At 42.6% G+C, this 22,910-nt stretch carries 21 protein-coding genes, 1 tRNA gene and 2 pseudogenes; 8 read left to right on the top strand and 16 right to left on the bottom strand.

From position 1 onward, the window contains the following. Positions 1 to 126: 126 nt before the first annotated feature. From AC6I2O_RS18210 to AC6I2O_RS18190, 5 genes are all read left to right on the top strand, one after another. Positions 127 to 1,227 (top strand): ABC transporter ATP-binding protein, encoded by a 1,101-nt coding sequence (locus AC6I2O_RS18210; protein WP_497743423.1) that lies wholly within the window; start codon positions 127 to 129, stop codon positions 1,225 to 1,227. Positions 1,228 to 1,270: 43 nt separating this feature from the next. Then, positions 1,271 to 2,164: a carbohydrate ABC transporter permease gene (locus AC6I2O_RS18205; protein ID WP_120391572.1), complete on the top strand. Its 894-nt coding sequence runs from the start codon at positions 1,271 to 1,273 to the stop codon at positions 2,162 to 2,164. 111 nt (positions 2,165 to 2,275) lie between these two features. Further along, on the top strand, positions 2,276 to 3,151 hold the full coding sequence (locus AC6I2O_RS18200; RefSeq protein WP_120391571.1) for a carbohydrate ABC transporter permease: 876 nt from the start codon (positions 2,276 to 2,278) through the stop codon (positions 3,149 to 3,151). Between the two features lie 5 nt (positions 3,152 to 3,156). Beyond that, on the top strand, positions 3,157 to 4,749 hold the full coding sequence (locus tag AC6I2O_RS18195) for an ABC transporter substrate-binding protein (protein WP_497743422.1): 1,593 nt from the start codon (positions 3,157 to 3,159) through the stop codon (positions 4,747 to 4,749). 78 nt (positions 4,750 to 4,827) lie between these two features. Continuing rightward, entirely contained in the window at positions 4,828 to 5,559 is a 732-nt protein-coding gene (locus AC6I2O_RS18190; protein ID WP_120391570.1) for a hypothetical protein, read from the top strand. A gap of 145 nt (positions 5,560 to 5,704) precedes the next feature. Here the strand turns inward: AC6I2O_RS18190 and AC6I2O_RS18185 are convergent, their stop codons facing one another. From AC6I2O_RS18185 to AC6I2O_RS18150, 8 genes are all read right to left on the bottom strand, one after another. Continuing rightward, on the bottom strand, positions 5,705 to 6,625 hold the full coding sequence (locus AC6I2O_RS18185) for a SufB/SufD family protein (protein WP_120391569.1): 921 nt from the start codon (positions 6,623 to 6,625) through the stop codon (positions 5,705 to 5,707). Next, positions 6,622 to 7,368, bottom strand: a complete 747-nt coding sequence (locus AC6I2O_RS18180) for an ABC transporter ATP-binding protein (RefSeq protein WP_497743459.1) — start codon at positions 7,366 to 7,368, stop codon at positions 6,622 to 6,624. The genes AC6I2O_RS18185 and AC6I2O_RS18180 overlap by 4 nt, the downstream gene beginning before the upstream one ends. A 288-nt stretch (positions 7,369 to 7,656) precedes the next feature. Next, the gene (locus AC6I2O_RS18175) at positions 7,657 to 9,219 is read right to left on the bottom strand and encodes a C69 family dipeptidase (RefSeq protein ID WP_120391568.1); all 1,563 of its coding nucleotides are present in this window, start codon (positions 9,217 to 9,219) and stop codon (positions 7,657 to 7,659) included. Between the two features lie 181 nt (positions 9,220 to 9,400). Next, the gene (gene metA, locus AC6I2O_RS18170) at positions 9,401 to 10,342 is read right to left on the bottom strand and encodes a homoserine O-acetyltransferase MetA (RefSeq protein ID WP_120391567.1); all 942 of its coding nucleotides are present in this window, start codon (positions 10,340 to 10,342) and stop codon (positions 9,401 to 9,403) included. Positions 10,343 to 10,429: 87 nt separating this feature from the next. Continuing rightward, the gene (ligA, locus tag AC6I2O_RS18165) at positions 10,430 to 12,403 is read right to left on the bottom strand and encodes an NAD-dependent DNA ligase LigA (protein ID WP_497743421.1); all 1,974 of its coding nucleotides are present in this window, start codon (positions 12,401 to 12,403) and stop codon (positions 10,430 to 10,432) included. Further along, the gene (locus AC6I2O_RS18160; RefSeq protein WP_120391565.1) at positions 12,400 to 13,170 is read right to left on the bottom strand and encodes a pseudouridine synthase; all 771 of its coding nucleotides are present in this window, start codon (positions 13,168 to 13,170) and stop codon (positions 12,400 to 12,402) included. The genes ligA and AC6I2O_RS18160 overlap by 4 nt, the downstream gene beginning before the upstream one ends. Before the next feature lie 237 nt (positions 13,171 to 13,407). Continuing rightward, a complete protein-coding gene (locus AC6I2O_RS18155; RefSeq protein ID WP_120391564.1) occupies positions 13,408 to 14,337 on the bottom strand; it encodes an SH3 domain-containing protein in 930 nt (309 codons plus the stop codon). Positions 14,338 to 14,821: 484 nt separating this feature from the next. Beyond that, positions 14,822 to 15,754, bottom strand: coding sequence for a helix-turn-helix transcriptional regulator (locus AC6I2O_RS18150; RefSeq protein ID WP_120391563.1), 933 nt, complete (start codon positions 15,752 to 15,754; stop codon positions 14,822 to 14,824). A gap of 120 nt (positions 15,755 to 15,874) precedes the next feature. Between AC6I2O_RS18150 and AC6I2O_RS18145 the strand changes: the two genes are divergently transcribed. Both AC6I2O_RS18145 and AC6I2O_RS18140 read left to right on the top strand, forming a co-directional pair. Further along, positions 15,875 to 16,507 (top strand): type 1 glutamine amidotransferase family protein, encoded by a 633-nt coding sequence (locus AC6I2O_RS18145; protein ID WP_120391562.1) that lies wholly within the window; start codon positions 15,875 to 15,877, stop codon positions 16,505 to 16,507. A 41-nt stretch (positions 16,508 to 16,548) separates the two neighbouring features. Beyond that, a pseudogene (locus tag AC6I2O_RS18140) lies at positions 16,549 to 16,704 on the top strand (cysteine-rich VLP protein); the annotation flags it as partial. 11 nt (positions 16,705 to 16,715) lie between these two features. Here AC6I2O_RS18140 and AC6I2O_RS18135 read toward each other — a convergent pair. The 6 genes and pseudogenes from AC6I2O_RS18135 to AC6I2O_RS18110 all read right to left on the bottom strand — a co-directional run bounded on the left by AC6I2O_RS18135 (position 16,716) and on the right by AC6I2O_RS18110 (position 19,947). Further along, the gene (locus tag AC6I2O_RS18135) at positions 16,716 to 17,243 is read right to left on the bottom strand and encodes a GNAT family N-acetyltransferase (RefSeq protein WP_120391561.1); all 528 of its coding nucleotides are present in this window, start codon (positions 17,241 to 17,243) and stop codon (positions 16,716 to 16,718) included. A gap of 114 nt (positions 17,244 to 17,357) precedes the next feature. After that, positions 17,358 to 18,179, bottom strand: coding sequence for an MBL fold metallo-hydrolase (locus AC6I2O_RS18130; RefSeq protein ID WP_120391560.1), 822 nt, complete (start codon positions 18,177 to 18,179; stop codon positions 17,358 to 17,360). 68 nt (positions 18,180 to 18,247) lie between these two features. Next, positions 18,248 to 18,850, bottom strand: coding sequence for a TetR/AcrR family transcriptional regulator (locus tag AC6I2O_RS18125; protein ID WP_120391559.1), 603 nt, complete (start codon positions 18,848 to 18,850; stop codon positions 18,248 to 18,250). A gap of 104 nt (positions 18,851 to 18,954) precedes the next feature. Then, a pseudogene (locus AC6I2O_RS18120) lies at positions 18,955 to 19,074 on the bottom strand (TnpV protein); the annotation flags it as partial. A gap of 230 nt (positions 19,075 to 19,304) precedes the next feature. Next, entirely contained in the window at positions 19,305 to 19,538 is a 234-nt protein-coding gene (locus AC6I2O_RS18115) for a hypothetical protein (RefSeq protein ID WP_120391557.1), read from the bottom strand. A 19-nt stretch (positions 19,539 to 19,557) separates the two neighbouring features. After that, complete coding sequence (locus tag AC6I2O_RS18110; RefSeq protein ID WP_120391556.1) at positions 19,558 to 19,947, bottom strand: Ig-like domain-containing protein; 390 nt, start codon at positions 19,945 to 19,947, stop codon at positions 19,558 to 19,560. Between the two features lie 779 nt (positions 19,948 to 20,726). Here AC6I2O_RS18110 and AC6I2O_RS18105 point away from each other — a divergent pair. After that, positions 20,727 to 20,799, top strand: a tRNA-Arg gene (locus AC6I2O_RS18105). Positions 20,800 to 20,855: 56 nt separating this feature from the next. On the opposite strand, the gene AC6I2O_RS18100 is transcribed toward AC6I2O_RS18105, so the two are convergent. Continuing rightward, complete coding sequence (locus tag AC6I2O_RS18100; RefSeq protein ID WP_120391555.1) at positions 20,856 to 21,758, bottom strand: DUF5688 family protein; 903 nt, start codon at positions 21,756 to 21,758, stop codon at positions 20,856 to 20,858. Positions 21,759 to 22,187: 429 nt separating this feature from the next. Further along, the gene (gene efp, locus AC6I2O_RS18095) at positions 22,188 to 22,745 is read right to left on the bottom strand and encodes an elongation factor P (protein WP_120391554.1); all 558 of its coding nucleotides are present in this window, start codon (positions 22,743 to 22,745) and stop codon (positions 22,188 to 22,190) included. Between the last annotated feature and the right edge of the window lie 165 nt (positions 22,746 to 22,910).

Genomic DNA, 22,910 nt, shown 5'->3' with positions numbered 1-22,910 from the left:
TTATTTTAACTTAGTCTTTCTTTCAGCCATCATTTTATCTTATCCTTTCTACAAAGTCAAATTTTATTGTTCTTGTGATATATTGGAAAATCCACTATAATCAGACCTAGAAAAGGAGATGCCAAAATGAAGATCGTATTACAAAACCTCACAAAAAAATTCCCTGCTCCAGGCAGGAAATCACAAAAAGAAATTATCGCAGTGGACAATTTTTCCTTTGAAATCCCGGACGGAAAGCTGGTCGGTTTGCTCGGTCCCTCCGGATGCGGAAAGAGTACCACACTGAACCTGATCTGCGGACTGCTTGCGCCAAGCAGCGGAAAAATCTTTTTCGGCGACAACGACGTAACAGACCTGCCCCCGGAAAACCGCGGCGTGGGCATGGTATTCCAAAACTACGCGCTTTACCCGCATTTAACGGTACGCCAGAATATTCTGTTTCCACTTCAGAACCTGAAAGGAAAAAACAGACCTTCCAAGGAAGAGATGGAGAGCCGCGTACACAATGCTGCAAAGCTTGTACAGATTGACTCTCTGCTCGATCGAAAACCCGGAGAACTTTCCGGTGGTCAGCAGCAGCGTGTTGCAATCGCACGTGCGCTCGTAAAAATGCCGCACGTACTGCTGCTTGATGAACCGCTCTCCAACCTTGATGCAAGACTTCGCCTCCAGACCCGCGAAGAAATCCGAAAAATCCAGAAAAAAACAGGTATTACCACCGTATTTGTCACGCACGACCAGGAAGAGGCCATGAGCATTTCAGATCTGATTGTTGTGATGAAGGATGGCCTCATTCAGCAGATCGGACAGCCGCAGCAGGTTTACGACAATCCTGTAAATCTCTTTGTTGCAAAATTTCTCGGCACACCTCCGATCAATGTGTTCGAGGGTTCCATCCGATCTGAACAATTATATATAGGTAGTCATTCCGTTCTCCCGGCTGAAGGCATCCCGGATCAGAAAGTCTTTGCTGCCGTCCGTCCGGAAGGTTTTATTCCCGACGAAAATGGTCCTCTTTGCTGCACTTTAAACGGCATTGAGGTCATGGGACGCGATATCAGCATTATTTCTTCACACGCATGTGCTGCAGGCCCTGCAATCCGTTCCATCATCGCGGCGGAAAACAGAATAGATACCACAGCTTCCGAAATACGTTTCAGCCTGAAGCCTTCCAAGGTATTCCTGTTCAGCCAAAAATCAGAAGAACGGATTTATCCTTCCTGTTAAAAATGTGAAGCAACTTATCATAACCCCAAACGGAGGAACTTTTATGGAAAAAAGAAATACAAAAGCCTGGCTCTATCTTCTTCCGGCGCTTTTCTTCCTGGGATTCTTTATGGTGTATCCGTTGATTGATGTTTTTATTTATTCTTTCGAAGAAGGGTATAACTTTGCATCCCAGACTTATTTTGGTGTCGGAAGCTACAACTACGCTTATGTGCTGCGCGACCCTTATTTTTTGCAGGCAGTCAAAAATACACTGATTCTGGTCATTATCACGGTTCCCCTTTCCACAGCATTCGCACTCCTGCTTTCGGCGGCTCTTTCTTCGATCAAACCGCTGCGGAACCTATTTCAGACCGTATATTTTCTGCCCTATGTGACCAATACGCTGGCTGTAGGCCTCGTATTTATGATTTTGTTTAAAAAGACGGCGTACTCAGACGGCATGATCAATCTGCTCATCAACTGGTTCGGCGGCAGCTCGGTTGATTTCATTGACGGACCATACTGGGCCAAAATGTTTGTATTGTGCTTTTATACGATCTGGATTGTCATGCCATTCAAGGTGCTGCTTTTGACAAGCGCCCTTGCATCCGTGAATCAGAACTATTACAATGCTGCCCGGGTTGACGGTACCTCGAAACGACGAATTTTTCTGCGCATCACGCTTCCGATGATCTCTCCCACCGTTTTTTATCTGGTCATTACCGGATTCATCGGCGCTTTCAAAGCCTACAGCGATGCGGTCGCACTTTTCGGTACAGATTTGAACGCAGCGGGCATGAACACAATCGTCGGCTATGTCTATGACATGCTCTACGGAAACAGCGGCGGTTATCCGTCCTACGCATCTGCTGCCGCCATTCTCTTGTTCGTCATTGTGCTCACCATCACCTGCATCAACCTGCTTGTAAGCAAAAAGCACGTGCATTATTCTTGAGTCAGTCTTTCGATCAGTAAAAACGCATATCGTATTTTTGCTATCACTGATTTATATCGTCCGCAGAATATTGACGAAACCTCAAAATCCGATTGGAAAAGGATAAACAACATGGAAAATCAAATAAATTATCAGAAAATAGAACAATCTGCCCGGACCCGTAAACGCATACAACGTACATTGGTCTATCTACTGCTGACCTTCTGGGCAGTCGTCGTATTATTTCCTTTTTACTGGATGCTCTTGACTTCCATAAAAAGCTACGGTTCCTACAATGCCGAACATATCCCGGCATTTTTTACCCTGACACCGACTCTGCAGAACTATGCAGACGCTTTCACTGCCGTACCGCTTGGAAAATACCTGCTGAACACAGTCTTTTTTACCATTGTGACCACAGCTGCCATGCTGATCGTGATCATACTGTCCGCATTCGCTTTCGCGCGTCTGCAATTTCGCGGAAAACAGCTTACCTTCACCCTGTTTCTCTCACTGATGATGATCCCGAACGAGCTGGTTGTCATCACAAATTTCGTAACAATAACAAACTGGGACATGCGCAACACCTTTGCAGGATTGATTCTCCCGTCCGTTACCTCTGTATTTTATATTTATCTGCTGAAAGAAAACTTTGAGCAGGTACCGGACGAGCTTTACCGTGCCGCAAAGGTTGACGGAACTTCAGATTTTAAATATCTGTGCCGTGTTCTGCTTCCCATCTGCCGCCCTACGCTCATCACAATCACGATTCTGAAAATCATCGAGTGCTGGAACTCCTATGTATGGCCACGGCTGATCACCGACGACGCAGCGTATTATCTTGTCTCAAACGGGATTCAGGAAATCCGGGAAAACGGCTTCGGTCGTGAGAATATTCCGGCCATGATGGCCGCAGTTACCGTCATCTCGCTCCCGCTGATTCTACTATTCCTGTTGTTCCGAAAAAAAATTATGGCTGGTGTTTCGAGAGGGGGTACAAAAGGATGATGCATATGCTCAAAAAATTGCTCTGTTTTTCCTGCCTTGCAGCCTGCGTCCTGTCACTGACGGGCTGCCACGGCTCCCGCAAACAAAATACGATCGCAATCCCTGAGTCTTTTGACACCTCAAAGGACTATGAAATCACATTCTGGGCTAAAAATGACACAAACAAGACGCAGACAGATATCTATAAAAAAGCGATCAGCGATTTTCAAAAACAGTATCCCAATATCACAGTCACACTTCGTCTGTATACGGACTATGGAAAAATCTATAATGATGTCATCACAAACATCGCAACAAATACGACGCCAAATGTCTGCATCACCTATCCGGATCATATCGCGACCTATCTGACCGGAGAAGGGACTGTAGTTCCACTCGATGCCTTTTTCACGGATGAAAAATACGGGCTCGGCGGCAGCGAAGTTGCTTTTGATGCACCAAAGCAGTCCGAACTCATCCCCTACTTTCTGGATGAATGTTCTTTTGCAGGACACTATTATGCAGTTCCATTCATGCGTTCTACTGAAGCATGCTACGTCAATAAAACGTACGTGGAAGAGCTTGGCTATACACTGCCCGAAACGCTCACCTGGGATTTTATCTGGGAAGTTTCCGAAGCCGCAACAGCCAAAGATGCGAATGGCAAATTCCTTGTCAATCAGCAGGAAGTCATGATACCGTTTATTTATAAGTCAACGGACAATATGATGATTCAGATGCTTCGTCAAAAAGAGGCCGGTTATTCCACAGACAGCGGAGAAATCCAGCTGTTTAACGATACGACAAAGGAGTTGCTTTACACGATAGCCTCACACGTGAAAAACGGTGCGTTCTCCACATTCAAGATTTCAAGCTATCCGGCCAATTTTCTGAATGCCGGCCAGTGTATCTTTGCAATCGACTCCACTGCCGGCGCAACCTGGATGGGGTGTGACGCGCCGCTCGTAGATATCAGCAAAGAAGCGCTTGTAAAGTTCGACACAGAGGTCATGACGATTCCTCAGTTTGATCCGCAAAATCCGCAGATGATTTCTCAGGGTCCCTCTCTTTGTATTTTCGGCAAAGAAGATCCCCAGGAGGTTCTGGCATCCTGGCTTTTTACACAATATCTCCTGACAAATGAAGTACAGATTGCATACTCCAGGACGGAAGGTTACGTCCCTGTCACAAAGAAAGCGCAGGAGTCAGAGGAATATCAGGACTATCTCTCCCGCTGCGGGGAAGATAACTCTGCTTACTATGACGTGAAAATCAAAGCTTCAAAGTTACTGCTCGATCATGTCAATGACACCTTTGTAACTCCTGTATTTAACGGCTCCGCATCTTTGCGCGACGCCGCTGGACAGCTCATTGAAAATGTAACAAAATCCGTGCGCAGAAAACAGGAAATAAACGACGACTACATCGAAAAACTTTACAACGATGTAGCCTCCCTGTGCCACTTGGGTGAAAGCTCGGCCGCAGGCAACGGCAAAAAAGAGCTCGGACCACTGCCCGGCGCATCGGCTGCTCTGCTCGGTGTTCTCTTTGCTGTATGGTGCGTCATCTTTCTGTATCTTGCTTTCCAGACGCTGAAAAAAACGAAGAAAGATTGTTAAGAAAATATCAATAACATTGCTTTTTCTTTTTTTTCGAGTATAATGTAGGTGATATCAAATACGAAAAGGAGAATTATTATGAAAAAAGGTATTGCATTCTTAACGGCACTTTCTCTTACACTCACTTTTTCCGTAACCGCTCTGGCCGGAGAAACATCGGAAGGCGTTATGACCCATGACGAATACGTTGCCGCAGAACTCGAAACCGAGGTTACTGTTGAAACCTACGTACAGGCAAAACAGTCCTGGTGGGAGGACAAGGCCACAGTTTATTCCCAGAATGAAGACGGCGCTTATTTCCTCTACAACATGGCCTGCTCTGAGGAAGACTATGAAAAGCTCGTTCCGGGAACCAAAATTAAAGTAACCGGATACAAAGCGGAATGGTCCGGCGAGGTAGAAATTATTGACGCTACATTTGAAATCCTCGAAGGCGAGGAGTACATCGCTCCGGTCACAGACGTGACAGAGCTGCTTGGCAAAGATGAGCTGATCGAACATCAGAACGAATTCGTCGCTTTCAAAGGAATGACAGTGGAAGCTGCCGGACAGGATGAAAATGGCAACGACGTGGCATTCCTGTACAACTGGGACGGCTCCGGTACAGACGGTGACGATCTTTATTTCAACGTTTCTTTAAACGGCGAAACCTATACCTTTACTGTAGAATCTTACCTGTGCGATAATACGACCGATGTTTATAAAGCAGTTACGGAACTGAAAATCGGCGATATCATTGATATGGAAGGCTTCCTGTATTGGTATGAAGGCGTTAATCCGCATATCACAACGGTAACTGCTGCAAAATAAGTTCCGGCAAAACACAGACTAAAAAAGAGCTGTCACACAATCCACAGTTTCATGGAAATGGAACCTTTTGTCCGATCCTGAAATTTGTGTCTGTGCGACAGCTTTTCTTATATCCAAAATGCAGTTTTCGCAATCACGTGAAATCTTATTTTAAAAATCCATTGATAATCTGCTCTTCAGCTTCCTGCTCCGTAAGTCCGAGCGTCATCAATTTAACAATCTGCTCTCCCGCTATTTTCCCGATCGCAGCCTCATGAATCAGTGCAGCATCAAGATCATTGGCCTCCAGCTGTGGCACAGCAAGAATCCGGGCATTTCCCATAATAATGGCATCGCACTCGGTATGGCCGCTGCACGCAGCGTTTCCAATAATCTTTGCGTCAAATTTCTGATAAGAAGAATCCTTCGCAACAGACCTGGAAACCACATCTGCGTGCGATTGTTCTCCATCAAGCTTCACCTCATAATTGCTGATCGCTGTCTGATCTCCATGCGTCATCAGACGCTCCCGGACAAGCAGCTTCGCGCCTGCCGCAAGCTCCGCATACGTATCACGTTTTGTGGAATCAACGCCTTTGATCTGCACCATCTCCATCTCTACCACGCTTCCTTCCTGCTGGTAGACCTCTGTGCCTGGATTTAAAATACGCTTTCCGCTACCCTCTCCTGACCCGTAATGCTTCTCTACATACTTTACTTTGGCATTTTTCCCTACATAAAACCGATGGATACCATCATGCTCCGAATCCTGCACACCGCAGTTATCAATGCCGCAGCCTGCTACAATCGTCACATCACAGTCCTCTCCAATATAAAAATCATTGTACACCACTTCCTTCAAACCGCTCTGGCTGAGCACAACCGGAATGTGCACACTCTCGTTTTTTGTACCTTCTTTGATGCGAATGGTAATTCCGCTTCCGTCCTCTTTCGACTCAATGTCAATATTTGCCGTAGTATTCCTGGCTGCCGATTTTCCATTTGCACGGATGTTGTAAGCGCCTTCCGGAACCTCATGGAGGTCAGCCACCTCTTCTAGCAGCCTTTTCTGGATTTCATCCATCATTCTCTTTTCCCTCCCATCTGATATTTATCGCACACATTCACTGCAGAATCTGTACCGAGAAGTCCCGGCAATATCTCTTCTTTTGTCCCATGCTCCACAATTTTTCCATCAGACAACACCAAAATTTCATCCGCAATATCCAAAATACGCTCCTGATGTGAAATAATCAGGATTGAATTTCTGCTGTTTTCTTTTCGCATGCGTTCAAACACCTGAATCAGATTCTGGAAACTCCACAGATCAATACCGGCCTCCGGCTCATCAAAAACAGACAGTCTGCTCTTCCGTGCCAACACGGTCGCGATCTCAATTCGCTTCAGCTCCCCGCCCGAAAGGCTCGCATTTACCTCACGGTCTATATAATCTCTGGCACATAGCCCGACCTCTGAAAGATACTGGCAGGCCTCCGAAACAGAAATCGTTTTCCCCGATGCCAGTCGAATCAAGTCTTTTACGGTAATCCCCTTAAAGCGCACCGGCTGCTGAAATGCATATCCGATTCCCATCTGGGCACGTTCTGCGATACTCTTGTCCGTGATATTCACACCGTCAAACCATATTTCTCCTGACGTAGGAGTCTCGATTCCCGCAATCAGCTTCGCCAGTGTGGATTTACCTCCGCCGTTCGGACCAGTAATTACAATAAACTTCCCCTCGTCCAGGGTCAGATTCATATCTCTGATAATTTCTGTAGCCTCTTTTTCATCCGAGACTTCAAACGAAATGTTCTTTAATTCCAGCATAATATCATTCCATCCTTTCATGCTGCTTTATCCACTGCAATTATACATGGCTTTTCCCCGGATAGCAAGCCTGCGACAATGTACTTTATCATGTACTTTAAAATTTAACTTTCTTTATATCAAAAAATATCTCCCGGCATAACTATTCTTCCAATAACCAAAAAGGAACTGCCGCATAAATTACCTGCAACAGCTCCGTCTCTTTTTACTATTATAAATTATTCTGCTTCCTGATATCTGTCCTTATACCATGCATCAAATTATTACGTTCAAATCCCATATCTGAGATTATTCTGCCTCTTCTGTCTCTGCAAGAGAAGGTACAAATGGCTTCTGATTCCGTGTATCGCTCATCGTCAGAGTTCCGTAACTGAAGCTGTATCTCAGCGTGTCTGTATTGTTCATCATGTACCAGGTAAGTTCATCATACATGGTATTGGCATCCTCAAGCGCTTTGTTCTGCTTCTCAATCGTATATTCTGTGAGGTAAGCCGCTGCTTCCTCCGGAGAAGTCTCGTACAGTTTTGCTGCTTCTGCCAGCACATCCGGATATTCCTCAAGCAGACCAAGCTCTACGCTATGCCAGTAATCACGCACACCTGCGCCGTAATATTTACGATCCTGCTCACTCAGTGCGCAAAGGCGTTTGAAGATAATACTTGCCATGGAATCATCATACGTCAGTCCGGAATCCTTTTCCGTATCTGCCTTGAATGCTTCTGCTGTGTCTGTAACCAGATTGGAAACCGGAAGATAGACCGAATGCTCTGAATTTGCAAGGCAGGCCCAGGTTACGCAGGCCATTTCTGCCGGGAGATTGTCATACACTTCAATCACATGAGCAGTACCCTGTGATTCTGTACCGATTACACGCTGGTCAATACGTCCTGTCTCATCCGGTGAAAACTCTGTTCCTTCAAAACGGTTCCGGAATACTTCCAGAACGTCTTCCACACTGACTTTTTCGTCCGGTTTGTAGAAAAGATCATATTTTGTATTGGTTGCATAATCGCCTGCCGTAGACGGTGCAAGCAGCGTATGTCCAACCCAGGTGCGGCGGTTCGCATAATTTGCCAGTCTGCCTGAATAGGTGGCAAAAATATCCATCTGTCCGCTCTCTTCATCCTTTACTGCCAGTCCTGCCTCCTCCGGCATGGAAAACAGCTCCGGTGAGCACATTACATTCTCATCTTCCGGATCAAGATACTGAATCATAAATTCATTTCCGTAAACAGAAACAGCGTCCTCCGGCATCTTAACAGCCGCCCACTGATGTCCTGTATAAGTCTCTACGTACCACGCCTCTGTCTGGTCTGCGATCATGAGAATATTCTGCTCACTGCTTCCAAGCTCTTCCATAATCTGTCCGATCAGTTCCACGCCTTCACGTGCTGTTTTACAGGTCGCTGCAACCAGCTCTGTAACCACCTCTTCGCAAAGACCACCCTTTACTGGCGGATCCATTGCTCTGATCTCAGAACGAATATATGCAGTGACAGTTCCCGTAATGGCAACACCGCATTCATTTGCGCAGGCGGAGCCGTAACGCCCGAATCCCATACCGGTTGCCATCGGAGTGGATGTATACTTGTAAGTTGTATCCGGAAGCTCCCAGCTGAATCCAGCTACGCCGTCATACGTTCTGCCCGGCTCATTTTCCACGCGGTCTACAACAACTTCAAGAAAAGTTGCCGCAAGCGGATGCAGGTCAACGGTACGTGCTATCACAGTTGCTCCATTTTCACTTGCCTCTTTTCCGACATACAGTCCTGTGCAGGCAAGCGCGCTCGTGCTCGGCACTGCAAGTGCTGCAGCCATTGCAATTACTAATGCTGTTTTTCTTTTTCTCATAATCTTCTCCTCTCCTTATCAGGTATCAGCAGTTATCAGAAAGTACAGGAAAAGAATACCACTCCCCAGCTCTATATGTCAACCATTTAAAGTGTTAATATTTTAACGTTATAAAGCATCATAGTAAACAAAGATGCTGCAGAAGAAACTTTTCGTAAGTATCAGCATCTCTGCAGCATTTCTATTTCTGTGTTACTCTCGTAAAATCTGGCGCACCAATCATATCATAAGGCGTTGTCTGGTATACATAATAGTTCAGCCAGTTTGTATACAGATTGTTGGCATGAGACCTCCACAGCAGCAGTGGCTTGTTTTCCGGATTATCGTCTGTATAATAATTTTTCGGAACCTCAATCGGCAATCCTTTATTCAAATCTCTGTGATACTCCCCGTCCAGCGTCACACGGTCATACTCCGGATGACCCATCACAAAAATCTTCCGGCCGTCATCTGCCATAGCCAAAAACAGCCCGGCCTCCTCTGACTCAGCGAGGATCGTGAGTTCCTGTATTTTGCGAATTTCCTCTATGGGAACATCCGTATGTCTGGAATGTGGAGCAAGAAATGCATCGTCAAAACCGCGGACCAGAGGTACCTTACGGTTTAGCACACGATGCCAGAACAGGCCGAACATTTTTTTATCCAGCCGACGCTTTTGAAGTCCATAATGGTAAAAAAGCCCGGCCTGAGCTGCCCAACATAAATAGATGGTAGAGGTTACATTCTCTTTTGTCCACTCCATAATCTCTTTCAGCTCTTCCCAGTAATCCACCTCTTCAAATTCCAGCATCTCCACTGGAGCTCCGGTGATAATCATTCCGTCAAAACGACGTTCTCTGATGTCCTCAAATTCAACATAAAACTCATTCAAATGGCTCCGTGACGTATTTTTCGCCTCGTGCGAACTCACTTTCACAAATGTCACATCCACCTGTAGAGGCGTATTCGACAGAGAGCGCAAAAGCTGCAGTTCCGTATCCTCCTTCAGTGGCATCAGATTTAAAATTGCAATGTGAATCGGACGGATGTCCTGATGTACCGCCCGGTTTTCATCCATCACAAAAATATTTTCCCGTTCCAGAATCTCTTTCGCCGGCAGGTTACTGCGTACTTTAATCGGCATTTTCTTTCCTCCTGTGTCTTTTATCTCCGCTGGGGTATTATTCCCTGCTCCTATTGCTGTGCGACAAACGTAATTATTCACTAAATATTACTGTGGAACATCGGCCTCCTCTGTAATTGCCAGAAATGCCTCTTCCGACAGAATTGGTATTTCAAGCTCCCTCGCTTTTTTATTCTTAGAAGACGTAGAGGCTGTGTCATTGTTAATCAGATAATCTGTGTTCTTTGAAACAGAACCTGTGACCTTCCCTCCTCGCTCCTCAATAAATGCTTTCAACTCATTCCGGTTTTCAAAATGATTTACGCTACCAGTAATCACAAATACTTTTCCCGCAAATACCTGTGCTTTTGCTGATGCCTCTGGCCGTTCAATTACAACCTCCTCACAGAGCAGGTCAAGATTCTTGGCATTTACCGGGTCCGAAAAATAACCGGCCACTGCTGCTGCGATGACTGGCCCGAGTCCCTCCACTGCTGCGAGCTCTTCCTCACTGCCGGAACGAATTCGATCCAGATCATAATCAAAATGACGGCAAAGCAACTTGGCATTTGCAACACCGATATTGGGAATTCCCAGACTGTAAATAACCCTCGGAAGCGTTGTCTGTCTGGCATACTCAATACTCTGGATCAGATTTTGGTAAGACTTTTCTCCAAATCCCTCCATCTCCACAATTTCATCTTTATATTTTGAAAGATGGAAAATATCTGCAAACCGGCGAATATAGCCTTTGGCAATAAATTTTTCCAGCGTCGCCTCAGAAAGTCCCTCGATATTCATTGCATCACGGCTGACAAACAGTGTAAATGATTTGATTTTCTTCGCACTGCACTCTGTATTCGTACAATACAATGTCTCTACATCATTTACGGAATGCACCTCGGTTTTCCCTCCGCAAACGGGGCACATTTCCGGTATCGGAATGCTGTCGCTCCCAGTCAGATTTTCTGCAATCTGTGGAATAATCATATTAGCTTTGTATACAGTAATCGTATCCCCAAGCCCAAGGCGCAGTGCTTTCATGATACTCAGATTATGGACGCTCGCCCGGCTGACGGTCGTTCCCTCCAGCTCTACCGGTTCAAAAATCGCCACCGGATTAATCAGTCCGGTTCGTGACGGGCTCCATTCAATCTCCAGAAGCTTCGTTTCTCTCGTTTCGTCCTGCCATTTAAAAGCAATCGAATCGCGCGGAAATTTCGCAGTCCTTCCCAGTGATTGGCCATACGCTATGTCATCATAGGTCACAACCAAGCCATCGGAAGGAATGTCATAATGCTGTATTCTCTCCGCAAAATAATCAATTGTATCTTCGATATTTTTCGCATCAGCGACACGATACTCCACAACATCGAAGCCCTGCGCTCCAAGCCACTCAAACTGTGCCGCTCTTGAATTGCGAAAATCAATCCCGTCTGCTTTTACAAGTGAAAAGGCATAAAAACGCACATGCCGGTTCGCTGTAATCTCATTATTCAGCTGTCTTACCGAGCCGCTGCAGAGATTACGCGGGTTTTTGTATTTTGCATCAATATCTCCTATCTCTTCATTGATCTTTTTAAACTCTGTATACGTAATCACTGCTTCACCGCGCAGAATCAATTCTCCCTGGTAAGCAATGCGCAGCGGTATATTCTGAAAAACTCTGGCATTGTTTGTTATAACTTCGCCAATCTCTCCATTTCCACGCGTAACAGCTTTCGCAAGACTGCCATTACGATAAGTCAATACAACCGTAAGACCGTCCAGCTTCCATGAAACAAGTACCTTATGCTCACCCGCAAATGCTGCAAGTTCCGTGCGTTCTTTTGTTTTTCCAAGGGAAAGCATAACCGTCTCATGACGCTCTTTAGGCAAAGTCTCCAGTGCCTCATATCCTACCGTCACAGTCGGACTTCCGGCCAGTACAATACCACTGTCCCGTTCCAGCTTCTGCAGCTCATCATACAGCCTGTCGTATTCAAAATTGCTCATGAGCTCCTGATCATCCTGATAGTACGCTTTTGATGCTTTTGTAAGCTGTTCAGATAATTCCTTCATCCGTTCAATCTGCTGATTCATCTGACTTTTTGATTCCTTTCCCTGTTCCCTGGAATCTGCCCCAACTGCTCTTGCAGTACTCCCAGCTCCCTGCGTGTCACACTTCGGTATTCCCCGGGCTGTAGCTTTCCAAGTTCAATATTCATAATCCTGACACGTATGAGACGTGTCACCTTATAATGAAATGCCGCACACATCCTGCGGATCTGACGATTCAACCCCTGCGTCAGGATAATGCGAAACTGTCGTTCTCCTGCCAGTGATATTTTGCACGGCCGCGTTTTTACTTCAAGTTCTGAAAGATACACACCCTCAGACATCTTTTTAAGAAATTCAGGCGTTATCTTTTTATCTACTGTTACGAGATACTCTTTCTCATGATAATTACCAGCACGCATAATTTTATTCAGAATATCCCCGTTATTCGTCATCAGAAGCAGACCTTCTGAGTCTTTATCCAGTCTTCCGACCGAAAAAATGCGTTTCGGATAATTCAACAGATCATAGATTGTCTTGTCATCCCACCTCTTATCTGTCGTACAAACAACGCCCCTTGGCTTATGCACCGCCAACAGAATCATTTCTTTTTCCCGCACTACCTCACTGCCTTTAACCAGAACCTTCGCTCCAGGCAAAAGTTTCATACCACAAACTGCCGGTCGGCCATCTACCAAAACCTGTCCTGCTTCGATCAAACGATCCGCTTCCCGCCTGGAACACACTCCGGCATCGCTTAAATATTTATTTAACCGGATTTCTCCGACAATCTTCTCTTTCACAAATCCCATGTATCTGAACCTCATTATGAACTTTTAGCACTGCATTTTAGTCACTTACGTTAGTTTAACACAAGAGCACATCCGGTACAATAAAAGTTTCCCCAAAATGATCAAGTAACGAAGATTTTTCTCGTGCACATAAAAGGCTGCTGCAAAATGCAATCGAACTAAATTCTTGTGCATTTTACAACAGCCTGCTTCTGTTATCTTTATATTTTCCAGATTTACATCTGTCTGGAACGAATACTACCCCAAATATTGGGACATCACATAACCTTCAATCGTCGTTCCATTTGCTGTATAACGGATTTTAGACCATCCGCTCTCAAGGTTCTCGAGTACCTCCACCGACTGTCCTTGGGTAAGCACACCGTAAAGCGCTGCATCTGCTGAAGCCTCACCACGTACATTCACTTCTGTTGTAGCTACCATCGTACCCGTCGTAGTACCCGTAACCGGTGTTCCCCCGTCTCCTCCGTCAGGACTGTCTGTCTGCGGGGTATCCTGACTGCTGTCCGGCTCAAGAAGCTTTTTCAATTCCGGGTCCGAGGCTTTGGCATTTTCCAGCTTGGTATCCACATCTTCGCTGAGCGCCTGCACATCATCGTCAGCCATTCGCTCTCTCAGATATGCCTCCTGCTCCGGATGCGCATTCGTATCTGCAATCAGCAATTTACCTTCGTTGTTTGTAATCAGATAAAGACCTCTTAAACCTGGCACTAAAGTCGTAACTCCAGTCAGTTTTGCATCAAAATAGATAAAAACCACGTAAGAACCGTCTGTCAGACCTGGTTTGGAATATGTCATAATATTGCTGTAAGATTCTACCGCAGTATCACTTTTCTCAACATCGGAACGCTCTTTGTCATCAAATGTCTCGTACATATCTGCAATTGCATCATAATTTTTGCTGCCACGTGCAGAATAGTATTCTTTTATCAGTTTCAAAACATCTGCCTGATCTTTCACAAGCGTAGACGAAACCCTTCTCTCCGTCCCTGCTTCTGTATTCCCTTCTGTAACAGCCTCCTGCTCTGGCTTCTTTTCTTTCGGGGAACCCAGCCCGCTCACCAGTCTGATCGCAAAAAAAGCAATCACGAGTAGCAGAATCCCTGCAAGTCCAAGTAGAATATACCGTAAATTATCGGAAATCCACTCTTTGAAATTATCTAACATTTGTTCTCCCCCTGCTATTCATTATCACTGAAATTTCACGACTCTAACCTTAAATAAATTGAGACAAAAGCCATGCCTTATTAAACATTAGAAGTTTAACAAGTACAAATTTCAGAATAATTCTAGCATACTTATAAATATATGTAAAGTGGCCGTTTCTTAAAGAAATCCTAATATTATATTTTCAAAAAATGTCCAAATACGGCACTTTTTCGATGTTTTTGTAACCAGCGAGTGTCCCGCGCAGCAAATCTTTACAGATTTAAAGGCACTTTTTTTGTTATAAAAAAGACGGCATTCCTCCATCCCTCTGTGATATCTTTGTTTTAATAAGGAGCAGTGGCAAGCCCGCCTCCTTGTCGATTCCTGGCTGACTAATTCAACCTTATTTTATTTATGCCGTTTTCTTGTCCGGATCTTCTACACGTTTTTTGAGTTCTGCAATCATCTGAAGTAACATTGTCGCTGATTGCTTTTATGGTTTCTAATTTCCATATACGGCAGCCATACCGCATATTTTATGCTTTATTTTTGTGCGGATGTGTAAAGGTTCAAGGCACTCACATTTATCCCCAAAGCCAAGAAGAATATCATAGTAATATTCATTTTCAATGAATGGAAAATTTACAATGTAATGTTCATCACCATCTGGTTCAAAGTGGTCATAGGTACAAAATTCAAGTACCCTGTCCAGCACTGATTTATGAATGCGAATTTTAATTTCTGTTTGCATCGTATCTATAATTTCCTCAAAGTCCATATTTGGTTTTTGAAAATTCCGCGGAACAAAGGTTTCCTGTCTCATTTGCAAGTCTGACATACGGGATAGCCTAAATAGCCGGTAGTCGTTTCTGTCATAACAGTATCCATAAAAATACCAATGGCTACTTTTCAATACAAGCTGGTATGGCTCAACAGTTCGTACAGTTTTATTTCCATGGTGAGCTATGTATTCAAAAGAAATTATCTTGTAACCCTCTAAAGCGGCTTTAATCATTTGTAAGTATGGTTGGATATTTCTATTGCCCAGCCATGGGCTTAAATCTATGCAGATTTGATTTGTTTTCATTTCAATGTCTATCGCTTTGTCGGCAGGGATGAAACTCTTGACTTTCGCGAGAACATTTACAAGTTCATCACCTCTAACCATATTGGAAAGACTGGAAAGCCCCATCAAAATTGTGGAAAGATCGGCAGTCGAAAAAACCTTTTTATCAATCTTGTACTCTGGCATGATTTCAAAGCCGCCGCCAACTCCTGATATTGAACGAATCGGAATACCCGCCATATTGATTGCGTCTATGTCACGATAGATTGTACGAGGCGAAACTTCAAACATATCCGCTAACTCCTGTGCTCCTATACGCTTTTTATCAAGGAGTATCATAATAATACTAACAAGTCTGTCAACTTTCATCTCATAACCGCCTTTCAAAAGTCCTCTTTTAATATAAATTGTTGCCATACTGATGTCAATGATTGACTGGTACAATGAAGAAGTTAACAGCGAAACAGAAAATGAAAGCGGAGGAATGATATGTTTACGGTTTATGTTTATACTCTTGATACTTTGGCAGACTGGGAATTGGGATATGTTACTGCGGAATTAAATTCAAAGCGTTTTTTCAAAAAGGATGCACCGGGTATAGCGGTCAAAATGGTCGGTATCTCAAAAGAGCCAATCAAGACAATGGGTGGCTTAACTATACTTCCTGATTGTACTATTAACGACGTTGCAGTGGACGAAAAAAGTGTATTGCTGTTGCCGGGCGCAAACACCTGGGACGACCCGAAGCATGGCGCTATTATCGAAAAGGCCAAAGGGCTTCTTTCAGCAGGTGCTACAGTATGTGCTATCTGTGGTGCCACCACTGCACTGGCAAATGCCGGTCTACTGGATCAGCGCCTGCATACCAGCAATGGGACAGGATACCTTGCAATGTTTTCTCCCTGCTACAAAGGCCAGCAGTTCTATGTTGATCAGCCATCCGTCTCAGATCAAAATCTGATTACTGCAAGTTCTACCGGAGCCTTATTGTGGGCAAAGCAAATCATTGAGCGATTGGAAATTTTTCAGCCAGATACGTTGGAAGCATGGTATATGTATTTCAGTAGTGGTGAAGAACAGCATTTCTTTGCCCTCATGCAAACCTTGCCAACAAGCGAATAATCTTCTCTTATCATAGATAGAAACACAATATACCAAAACTGCTGGGCGACGGCAAAAGAAAAAAGCCGTCGTATAAGCAGCAGTACCGAACCGCCCAGCAGCTGGTGCATGAGTGCTGCAACTACGATTGCGGAAACTGTCTGCTCCTGGACAACGGCGAGGAATGTGTTTGTCCGCAGAGCATTTCTTACTCGCTATATATCCCCCTTTAAAGATTTATGAAATATACATATGCTTCCTCATTTTCAAAAGTAAAGCTCCTACAATAATTTCCACCGTTTTTCTTAATTGTTTTTATTGAAGCAACATTCCCCTTTTCAACTGATAATTGTAACTGTTTCAGACCGTATTTTCTTGCAACAAAACATAATTGTCTTAATATTTCAGTAGCATACCCTTTTCTTCTTTCTGACGGTCTTACACTATATCCACAATTGCCAAAATCTTTCAGAAAATCATTTAATTGATACCTCAAATCAACAATGCCAACAATTTTATTATCTGACACCCTAACTGCAAAAAATGTATCAGTTAAAACCCAATTAGGGTCAACCGTTTCTGCACTTGCATTGGAAACAACTTTCTCAAGCCATTCGTCATAAGAAACAATCTTATCAAACAATTCACTCCCATTGATTACCTGTTCCCCGAAATCATAATGTTCCTGCCGATATTCAAGCGCTTCATTCTTCCGTTCTAATGTCGGCTTTACAAGCCGTATTTTTTCGCATACCATCTATCAATTCCTCATTTTTATAAATATTAATTTTAATAACAAAAGTTACTTTTTCATCCAATAACTCTTTAGGAACAGGCATAACATCCTAGTCACTATGTAGTGTTTAACTTTTCAGATTATGATTTCCATGCCATCATACGCAAATAAAATATTATCAAGCTCCTTTTCTAATACATTATAATAGCCATATGATTTCCCCCATATTTCATCAATATGTGTGACTATAATCTTTTTTATTCTATAATAGTTTTTTAGTTCTGTAACCTCATCCAATGTTAATATTTCATCTTTCAATGGCGTGTCTATAAGTTTCGTTCCATCATTTAATATGCCATCATCAGAAACCATGCTTATAATCAAAATATCTGCGTCAAAATATAAATCATTATGAGCAAAAGGTTTCGGATTACAGCAGGCATAGATAACCTTTTTTTCATCCTCTTTTATAACATAAAAAGTGATATTTCTGCTTGGATTATTGTTTATTAAGTCAATGTTAATATTATCTATCTTTATATGTGATGTTTCATTAACAGAAATACACTGAAGAACGTCACCATAATACTTAAAACAATCACGGTTCATTTGGTTTATATCTTTAATGACCTCTGGAAGTGCATAAAAGCCAATAGGCAAACTCGTTCCTTTAATAAAGTCGCAACCTATTTTTTCAACAATCCTAATACCCCTGACATGATCTGGGTCACTATGGGAAATGGAAAGGTGTTTCACTTCCGATATTCTTTGCCTGTTACAGGCTACCGCAATATCTTCGGGTGTGTCTATCAACATTTTTATATCGTCAATATACAGGCTTGGTCCTAACCGTTCATACCTGCCACCCTTTTGTCTGGCTTCTTCACAGATTTTACATTTACAAAATGAACTCGGAATAATTGACATGCCACCGCTACCAATAATTTTTAATTTCAATGTTTTCACACCACCTTTTTACATTAATTGCAAGGAAAAATAATGCATTTTAATTCAAGTTAAAATGTTTAAATAATGTCGCTATCACTTCCGCTTTTCACTAATATTTTTCTTATTTCTTTTATTATTCTGGAAGGCGTTTCTTTATCCATAGGCATAAGTTTACTGTACATCCTTACACCTTGATACGAAAACACAATTAAATCGAATACTGCGGAAATATCCACTTCATTAAATTCATGTCTGTCCATCCCGTATTGTATTAGCTTCTTCCATGTATTGGCTGAAATTAAATATTGTTCATACAACGTATTATTCTGATTTGCAATATCAGGAATGCTAAAATACTCATAAATTGCTATGCTTAATGAAGATTGGCTGTCAAGCATTTCATTCTCGTACTTGTTTAAAATATCATCCAAAATAGTTACTGCCGAATAATTTTGTTCTATTCTTAAATCAATCTCATTATCCTGCTCACTAGTCATATCATCAATAATCTCCTGAAAGATTTGACGTATGCTTTCGTAATGGCAATACAACCCGCCTCTGCTTAGTTTTGCCACTTCGCAGATATCCTTCATTGTCACTTGTTTAAAACCTTTTTCTGCAAATAAAGAACAGGCACATTTCTTTATTTGTTTCCTTGTTTCCAGTCCTCTTTTATTCATAAACGCTCCCACTTTCCGACATGTATGTCTGAAATTATTATACGACACACATGTCGGAAAGTCAACAAAAGGAGGAAAAGACTTCTCCCTGCCGTCACCGACAATTATTTCAAAATAATCTCTTCCTCTATAATCTCCTTCGCACACGCCCTTTTATTATTGAGCCGTCCTGTCCATTCTAAGGAGTTTTCTTCCTTTAGTTGTTCTGTTATACCCTCTGCCTTTGCCTGCTTGCCCTCACCAATGAGCCCGGCCATGCCTTCTTTTACAAGATACTCTGCGCTTGCTTCGCATACTTCCAGCTTTTCATTCTTTTTGACAATTCACTTCAGTACCACGTCACTGTAACACTTGATTACTTTGGTTCTCTTCACAGTTCTTGCCTCCCTTCTACTACATTTTTCATGAAACAAAAAGAGAGCGGTTACCCGCCCTCCCATAATTAATAAGCATTTCAATTCATCCATGTATACGTATAAGAGGAATTAACATAGAGCTTATAGCTGTCTGGAATTATCGTCTTATAATCTCTTCCATATGGCAACCGAAATTCCATATAATCTACCGTTCCCGGATTCTGTACATCTGCATAGCGATCATCGTATCCTACAATGCGTCCATCCTTATAATATACGACCGCCAAATTTGTATACGCATTCTTTTTCCCTACGTTCCTCACTTCTGCCATCACATTCTCATTTCCAAAATTAAAAATGCACTGTATATTTAGAAGCATTCCCTATAATATTCGTAGCCTTTTCTACGCCCAGAGTAATATTATAGGAATTCCATGTATCATCTGCTTCCCACGCTCTTAAAGCACATTCACGTCCCGGTTCAAGAGCATAGCATGAGTCTTTGCCTTTAGCCACCATAATCGTTGCAGTTCCTTTTTTCTTTGCAGTGACCTTTCCTTTTTGTGTCACAGATGCAACAGACTTATTACTACTGCTCCAAGTCACCTTTAATTTTGTTCCGCTCACTTTAAGCTGCAACGTTTTCCCAACAGTCAAAGCTGCTGTTTTCTTGCTGATCTTTATGGCTGCCTCTGCTTTAGTCGGAACAAGACAACCAAAAGCAAAAACAGCATCATGCACAACAGCATCTTTTTCATTTTTTTAATTCACACTCTCCGTTTCTTGTTATTTTCTCCCATTTTACCATATAATTAATAATCTTTAAACCTTTTCACAGTTTTTACCTTTCCTTTCATGAAAAAATCAAGTACCAAAATACCACCAGCCATTTCTGACTGGTGGTATCTAATTGTTGTATTCAATATTCAGTTATCCATATTAGAAAAACTGTTTGGCAGGCGTGCCATTCTCCTGCATCTCTCAGGGTTTCCCCTTGTCAGTACCAGCGGCGTGTGGTTGACACGAAAATTTACCACCACAGGTATTTTCCTCTGTTATTGTATAAGCATTATAACTTTTTTATTCCCGACTATAAAGTATTTTCTTATTGCGCAAATATTTATCCCATTTTTTCTGTTCTATTTTTAAAAAAGGAATCATGGAATTTTTATATTCTTTCAAATCGTTCATAATCATATGGATATCTGTCTTTTATATGCTAAATCTGATTATCTTTAATAATCACTTCATCTGTCAAATATCACGTTATACACTTATAAATCTCTCTGTCAATCCTGCTTCTGATCTGAAATATGTGCGATTGTCGTTGACGGCACCACAGATTCCTGGACGGGTGTTTTTGCCTGGAAGCAGATCCGACATCAGGAATAATCGGCTATCAAGACAGACACAGACTTTCGATATCCGCAAGTTTTTCCTCGCATTGTATCTGAAAATAAGCAAAATCACTGCTTTACTTTTCACTCAAACTATGCTATTATAATTAGGCAATTTCAAAAACACCTGTAGCTCAGGGGATAGAGCAGTGGTTTCCGGTACCACGTGCCGGGGGTTCGAATCCCTCCAGGTGTGCTAAAAAGCAGCTTATAAAAGCTGCTTTTTTGTATGCAAAAAGAGGTGCCGGAAAATTATACCGAATAAGCTTCCCATGCCGTGAAAAGGCGTCCTTTCTGTCGTTGATAACGATATACGGATTCGCCCAGAATTTCTTCCGGAGCCACATGTTCCAGGTTAATCTCATGCACCATCTGATGTAATTCCTTGGGGTGAATCTCCTCTGATACCGGTACAATCATACATTCATGAATACTGCTTGGCAGAACAAAAAAATCACTCTCCAGTTTTTCTGCAATGGCTTCCAGTACCGGATGCAGAATAAGGTTAACAGCTCCATAACATCTTTGTGTATTCGTCAATACATACATAGGATAAAGAGGTTTTTCCTCTTTCGGCAAACTCCCAACCAGTTCTGCTAACATATCGCTAATTTCAATCAATTCATAGGGATAACATCGAATTGTATTGCTGATCGCTGCGTCATGAAGTTCCTTAAGATCTGTATCCCAGAGTTCCAGATGTGCATTTTGGATCAAAATATTCCCTTTCCCAATCAATGCATTTTCTACCGTACAATGATATACAATGGCCAAATCCAGAAATCTTTGATGCGGTACCCGTTCCAATAAATAAGAGTTTCTTTCATAATTTACAAGTTTGCATGAAATGCAATTCCTTACTTTTTCATAGTCTGTATAAAAGGATAAATCAATTGTTCCGCAGGTTTTCTTCTGCCTGTAAACTTCCAGTATTTCTTCTGCTATCGCCTCAAGCGTTTTACCTGCTTGATGTTCTTCATAGTATGGAGCCAGATCAATCACAGGTGCAATATTTCCTCCTGTCTGTTGTATCGTTATGCTGCCAGCTCCTTCTCTGTTGTTTTTCATCTGCTGCCCGATCGAAACCTTCGTCTCCCGGCCTGTTTTCTCCTGTACTGTAAGTTTGACTTGCTCCAAAAATTCTACGTACTCCAATAAACAACCACCCTTCTGAATATTTTTAAATCGGAAATTTGTGTGAACCACACAGTGATGCGCATATGCGCCAGAATTTTTCTTCTCTTACTATATCATTAATATTCACATATTGCAAGTAGTTATTTCTTTTTTGTTTAAACTTTTTTCTGAGACAAAAGTTACACAAGTGTTACTGCTGCTACTATATCATAAAAATCAAGGAACAACAAAATCCGTCTTACTTGTCACACATAGCCAATGATCTTTACGAGTCATTTAAGTATGCATAAAAAAACCGTGAATCTGATACTATGATCCAATTCACGGTTCTTATTTCATCTAATTCATATAAAACGCGCGTTCATATAAATAAAATACACGGAACATGCGTAATTATATCACTCCATACACAACAACCATATCGGCCGTTTCGTATCTGTTCTGAGCTTATACTCTAGACAGATACTCTCCTGTTCTCGTGTCAATCTTCAATTTATCGCCAGTCTCAACAAACAACGGTACGTATACAACAGCGCCTGTCTCAACGGTAGCCGGCTTTGTTGCGCCTGTCGCTGTATCACCCTTAAATCCTGGCTCTGTCTCCGTAACTTCAAGCTCTACAAAAAGAGGCGGCTCTACTGCAAATACATTGCCATTATGAGAACAGATCTTTACCATCTCATTTTCTTTTACGAACTTCAGTGCGTCGCCAATCGCATCCTGGTTCAGGGCAATCTGATCGTATGTCTCTGTGTTCATGAAATGGAACAGATCTCCGTCTGTGTAGAGATACTGCATCTCAACACGGTCGATACGAGCCTGCGGGAACTTCTCAGTCGGGCGGAACGTCTTCTCAACCACACCACCATTGATAATATTTTTTAATTTTGTTCTGACAAATGCAGCTCCCTTACCAGGCTTTACATGCTGGAATTCAATAATCTGATAAATATTTCCTTCCATCTCCAGTGTAACGCCGTTTCTAAAATCGCCTGCTGAAATCATTGCTATTATTCCTCCTTATATTTATCCAAACAGGATTTTCTCGAAATCACATTTAGAAAAGTCTGTTCTTTCCCTGTGGCAACATACACGCCTGTAATATTTTACCGTATCTGAACATTTTTTTCAACTGTTTTTTTAGAAAGCTTGACACACTCTTTTGCCCCT

The organism is Blautia sp. St.27G3, assembly GCF_059728505.1.
This window is presented reverse-complemented; position numbering and strand designations above follow the sequence as displayed.

Bases quoted from the DNA above. Each gene is read 5' to 3' on its own strand.
- AC6I2O_RS18195 (WP_497743422.1), top strand. From the start codon at position 3,157: ATGCTCAAAAAATTGCTCTGTTTTTCCTGCCTTGCAGCCTGCGTCCTG.
- AC6I2O_RS18205 (WP_120391572.1), top strand. From the start codon at position 1,271: ATGGAAAAAAGAAATACAAAAGCCTGGCTCTATCTTCTTCCGGCGCTT.
- AC6I2O_RS18160 (WP_120391565.1), bottom strand. From the start codon at position 13,170: ATGGGATTTGTGAAAGAGAAGATTGTCGGAGAAATCCGGTTAAATAAA.
- ligA (WP_497743421.1), bottom strand. From the start codon at position 12,403: ATGAATCAGCAGATTGAACGGATGAAGGAATTATCTGAACAGCTTACA.
- AC6I2O_RS18185 (WP_120391569.1), bottom strand. From the start codon at position 6,625: ATGATGGATGAAATCCAGAAAAGGCTGCTAGAAGAGGTGGCTGACCTC.
- efp (WP_120391554.1), bottom strand. From the start codon at position 22,745: ATGATTTCAGCAGGCGATTTTAGAAACGGCGTTACACTGGAGATGGAA.
- AC6I2O_RS18145 (WP_120391562.1), top strand. From the start codon at position 15,875: ATGTTTACGGTTTATGTTTATACTCTTGATACTTTGGCAGACTGGGAA.
- AC6I2O_RS18155 (WP_120391564.1), bottom strand. From the start codon at position 14,337: ATGTTAGATAATTTCAAAGAGTGGATTTCCGATAATTTACGGTATATT.
- AC6I2O_RS18200 (WP_120391571.1), top strand. From the start codon at position 2,276: ATGGAAAATCAAATAAATTATCAGAAAATAGAACAATCTGCCCGGACC.
- metA (WP_120391567.1), bottom strand. From the start codon at position 10,342: ATGCCGATTAAAGTACGCAGTAACCTGCCGGCGAAAGAGATTCTGGAA.
- AC6I2O_RS18190 (WP_120391570.1), top strand. From the start codon at position 4,828: ATGAAAAAAGGTATTGCATTCTTAACGGCACTTTCTCTTACACTCACT.
- AC6I2O_RS18175 (WP_120391568.1), bottom strand. From the start codon at position 9,219: ATGAGAAAAAGAAAAACAGCATTAGTAATTGCAATGGCTGCAGCACTT.
- AC6I2O_RS18125 (WP_120391559.1), bottom strand. From the start codon at position 18,850: ATGAATAAAAGAGGACTGGAAACAAGGAAACAAATAAAGAAATGTGCC.
- AC6I2O_RS18150 (WP_120391563.1), bottom strand. From the start codon at position 15,754: ATGAAAGTTGACAGACTTGTTAGTATTATTATGATACTCCTTGATAAA.
- AC6I2O_RS18115 (WP_120391557.1), bottom strand. From the start codon at position 19,538: ATGGCAGAAGTGAGGAACGTAGGGAAAAAGAATGCGTATACAAATTTG.
- AC6I2O_RS18180 (WP_497743459.1), bottom strand. From the start codon at position 7,368: ATGCTGGAATTAAAGAACATTTCGTTTGAAGTCTCGGATGAAAAAGAG.
- AC6I2O_RS18210 (WP_497743423.1), top strand. From the start codon at position 127: ATGAAGATCGTATTACAAAACCTCACAAAAAAATTCCCTGCTCCAGGC.
- AC6I2O_RS18135 (WP_120391561.1), bottom strand. From the start codon at position 17,243: ATGGTATGCGAAAAAATACGGCTTGTAAAGCCGACATTAGAACGGAAG.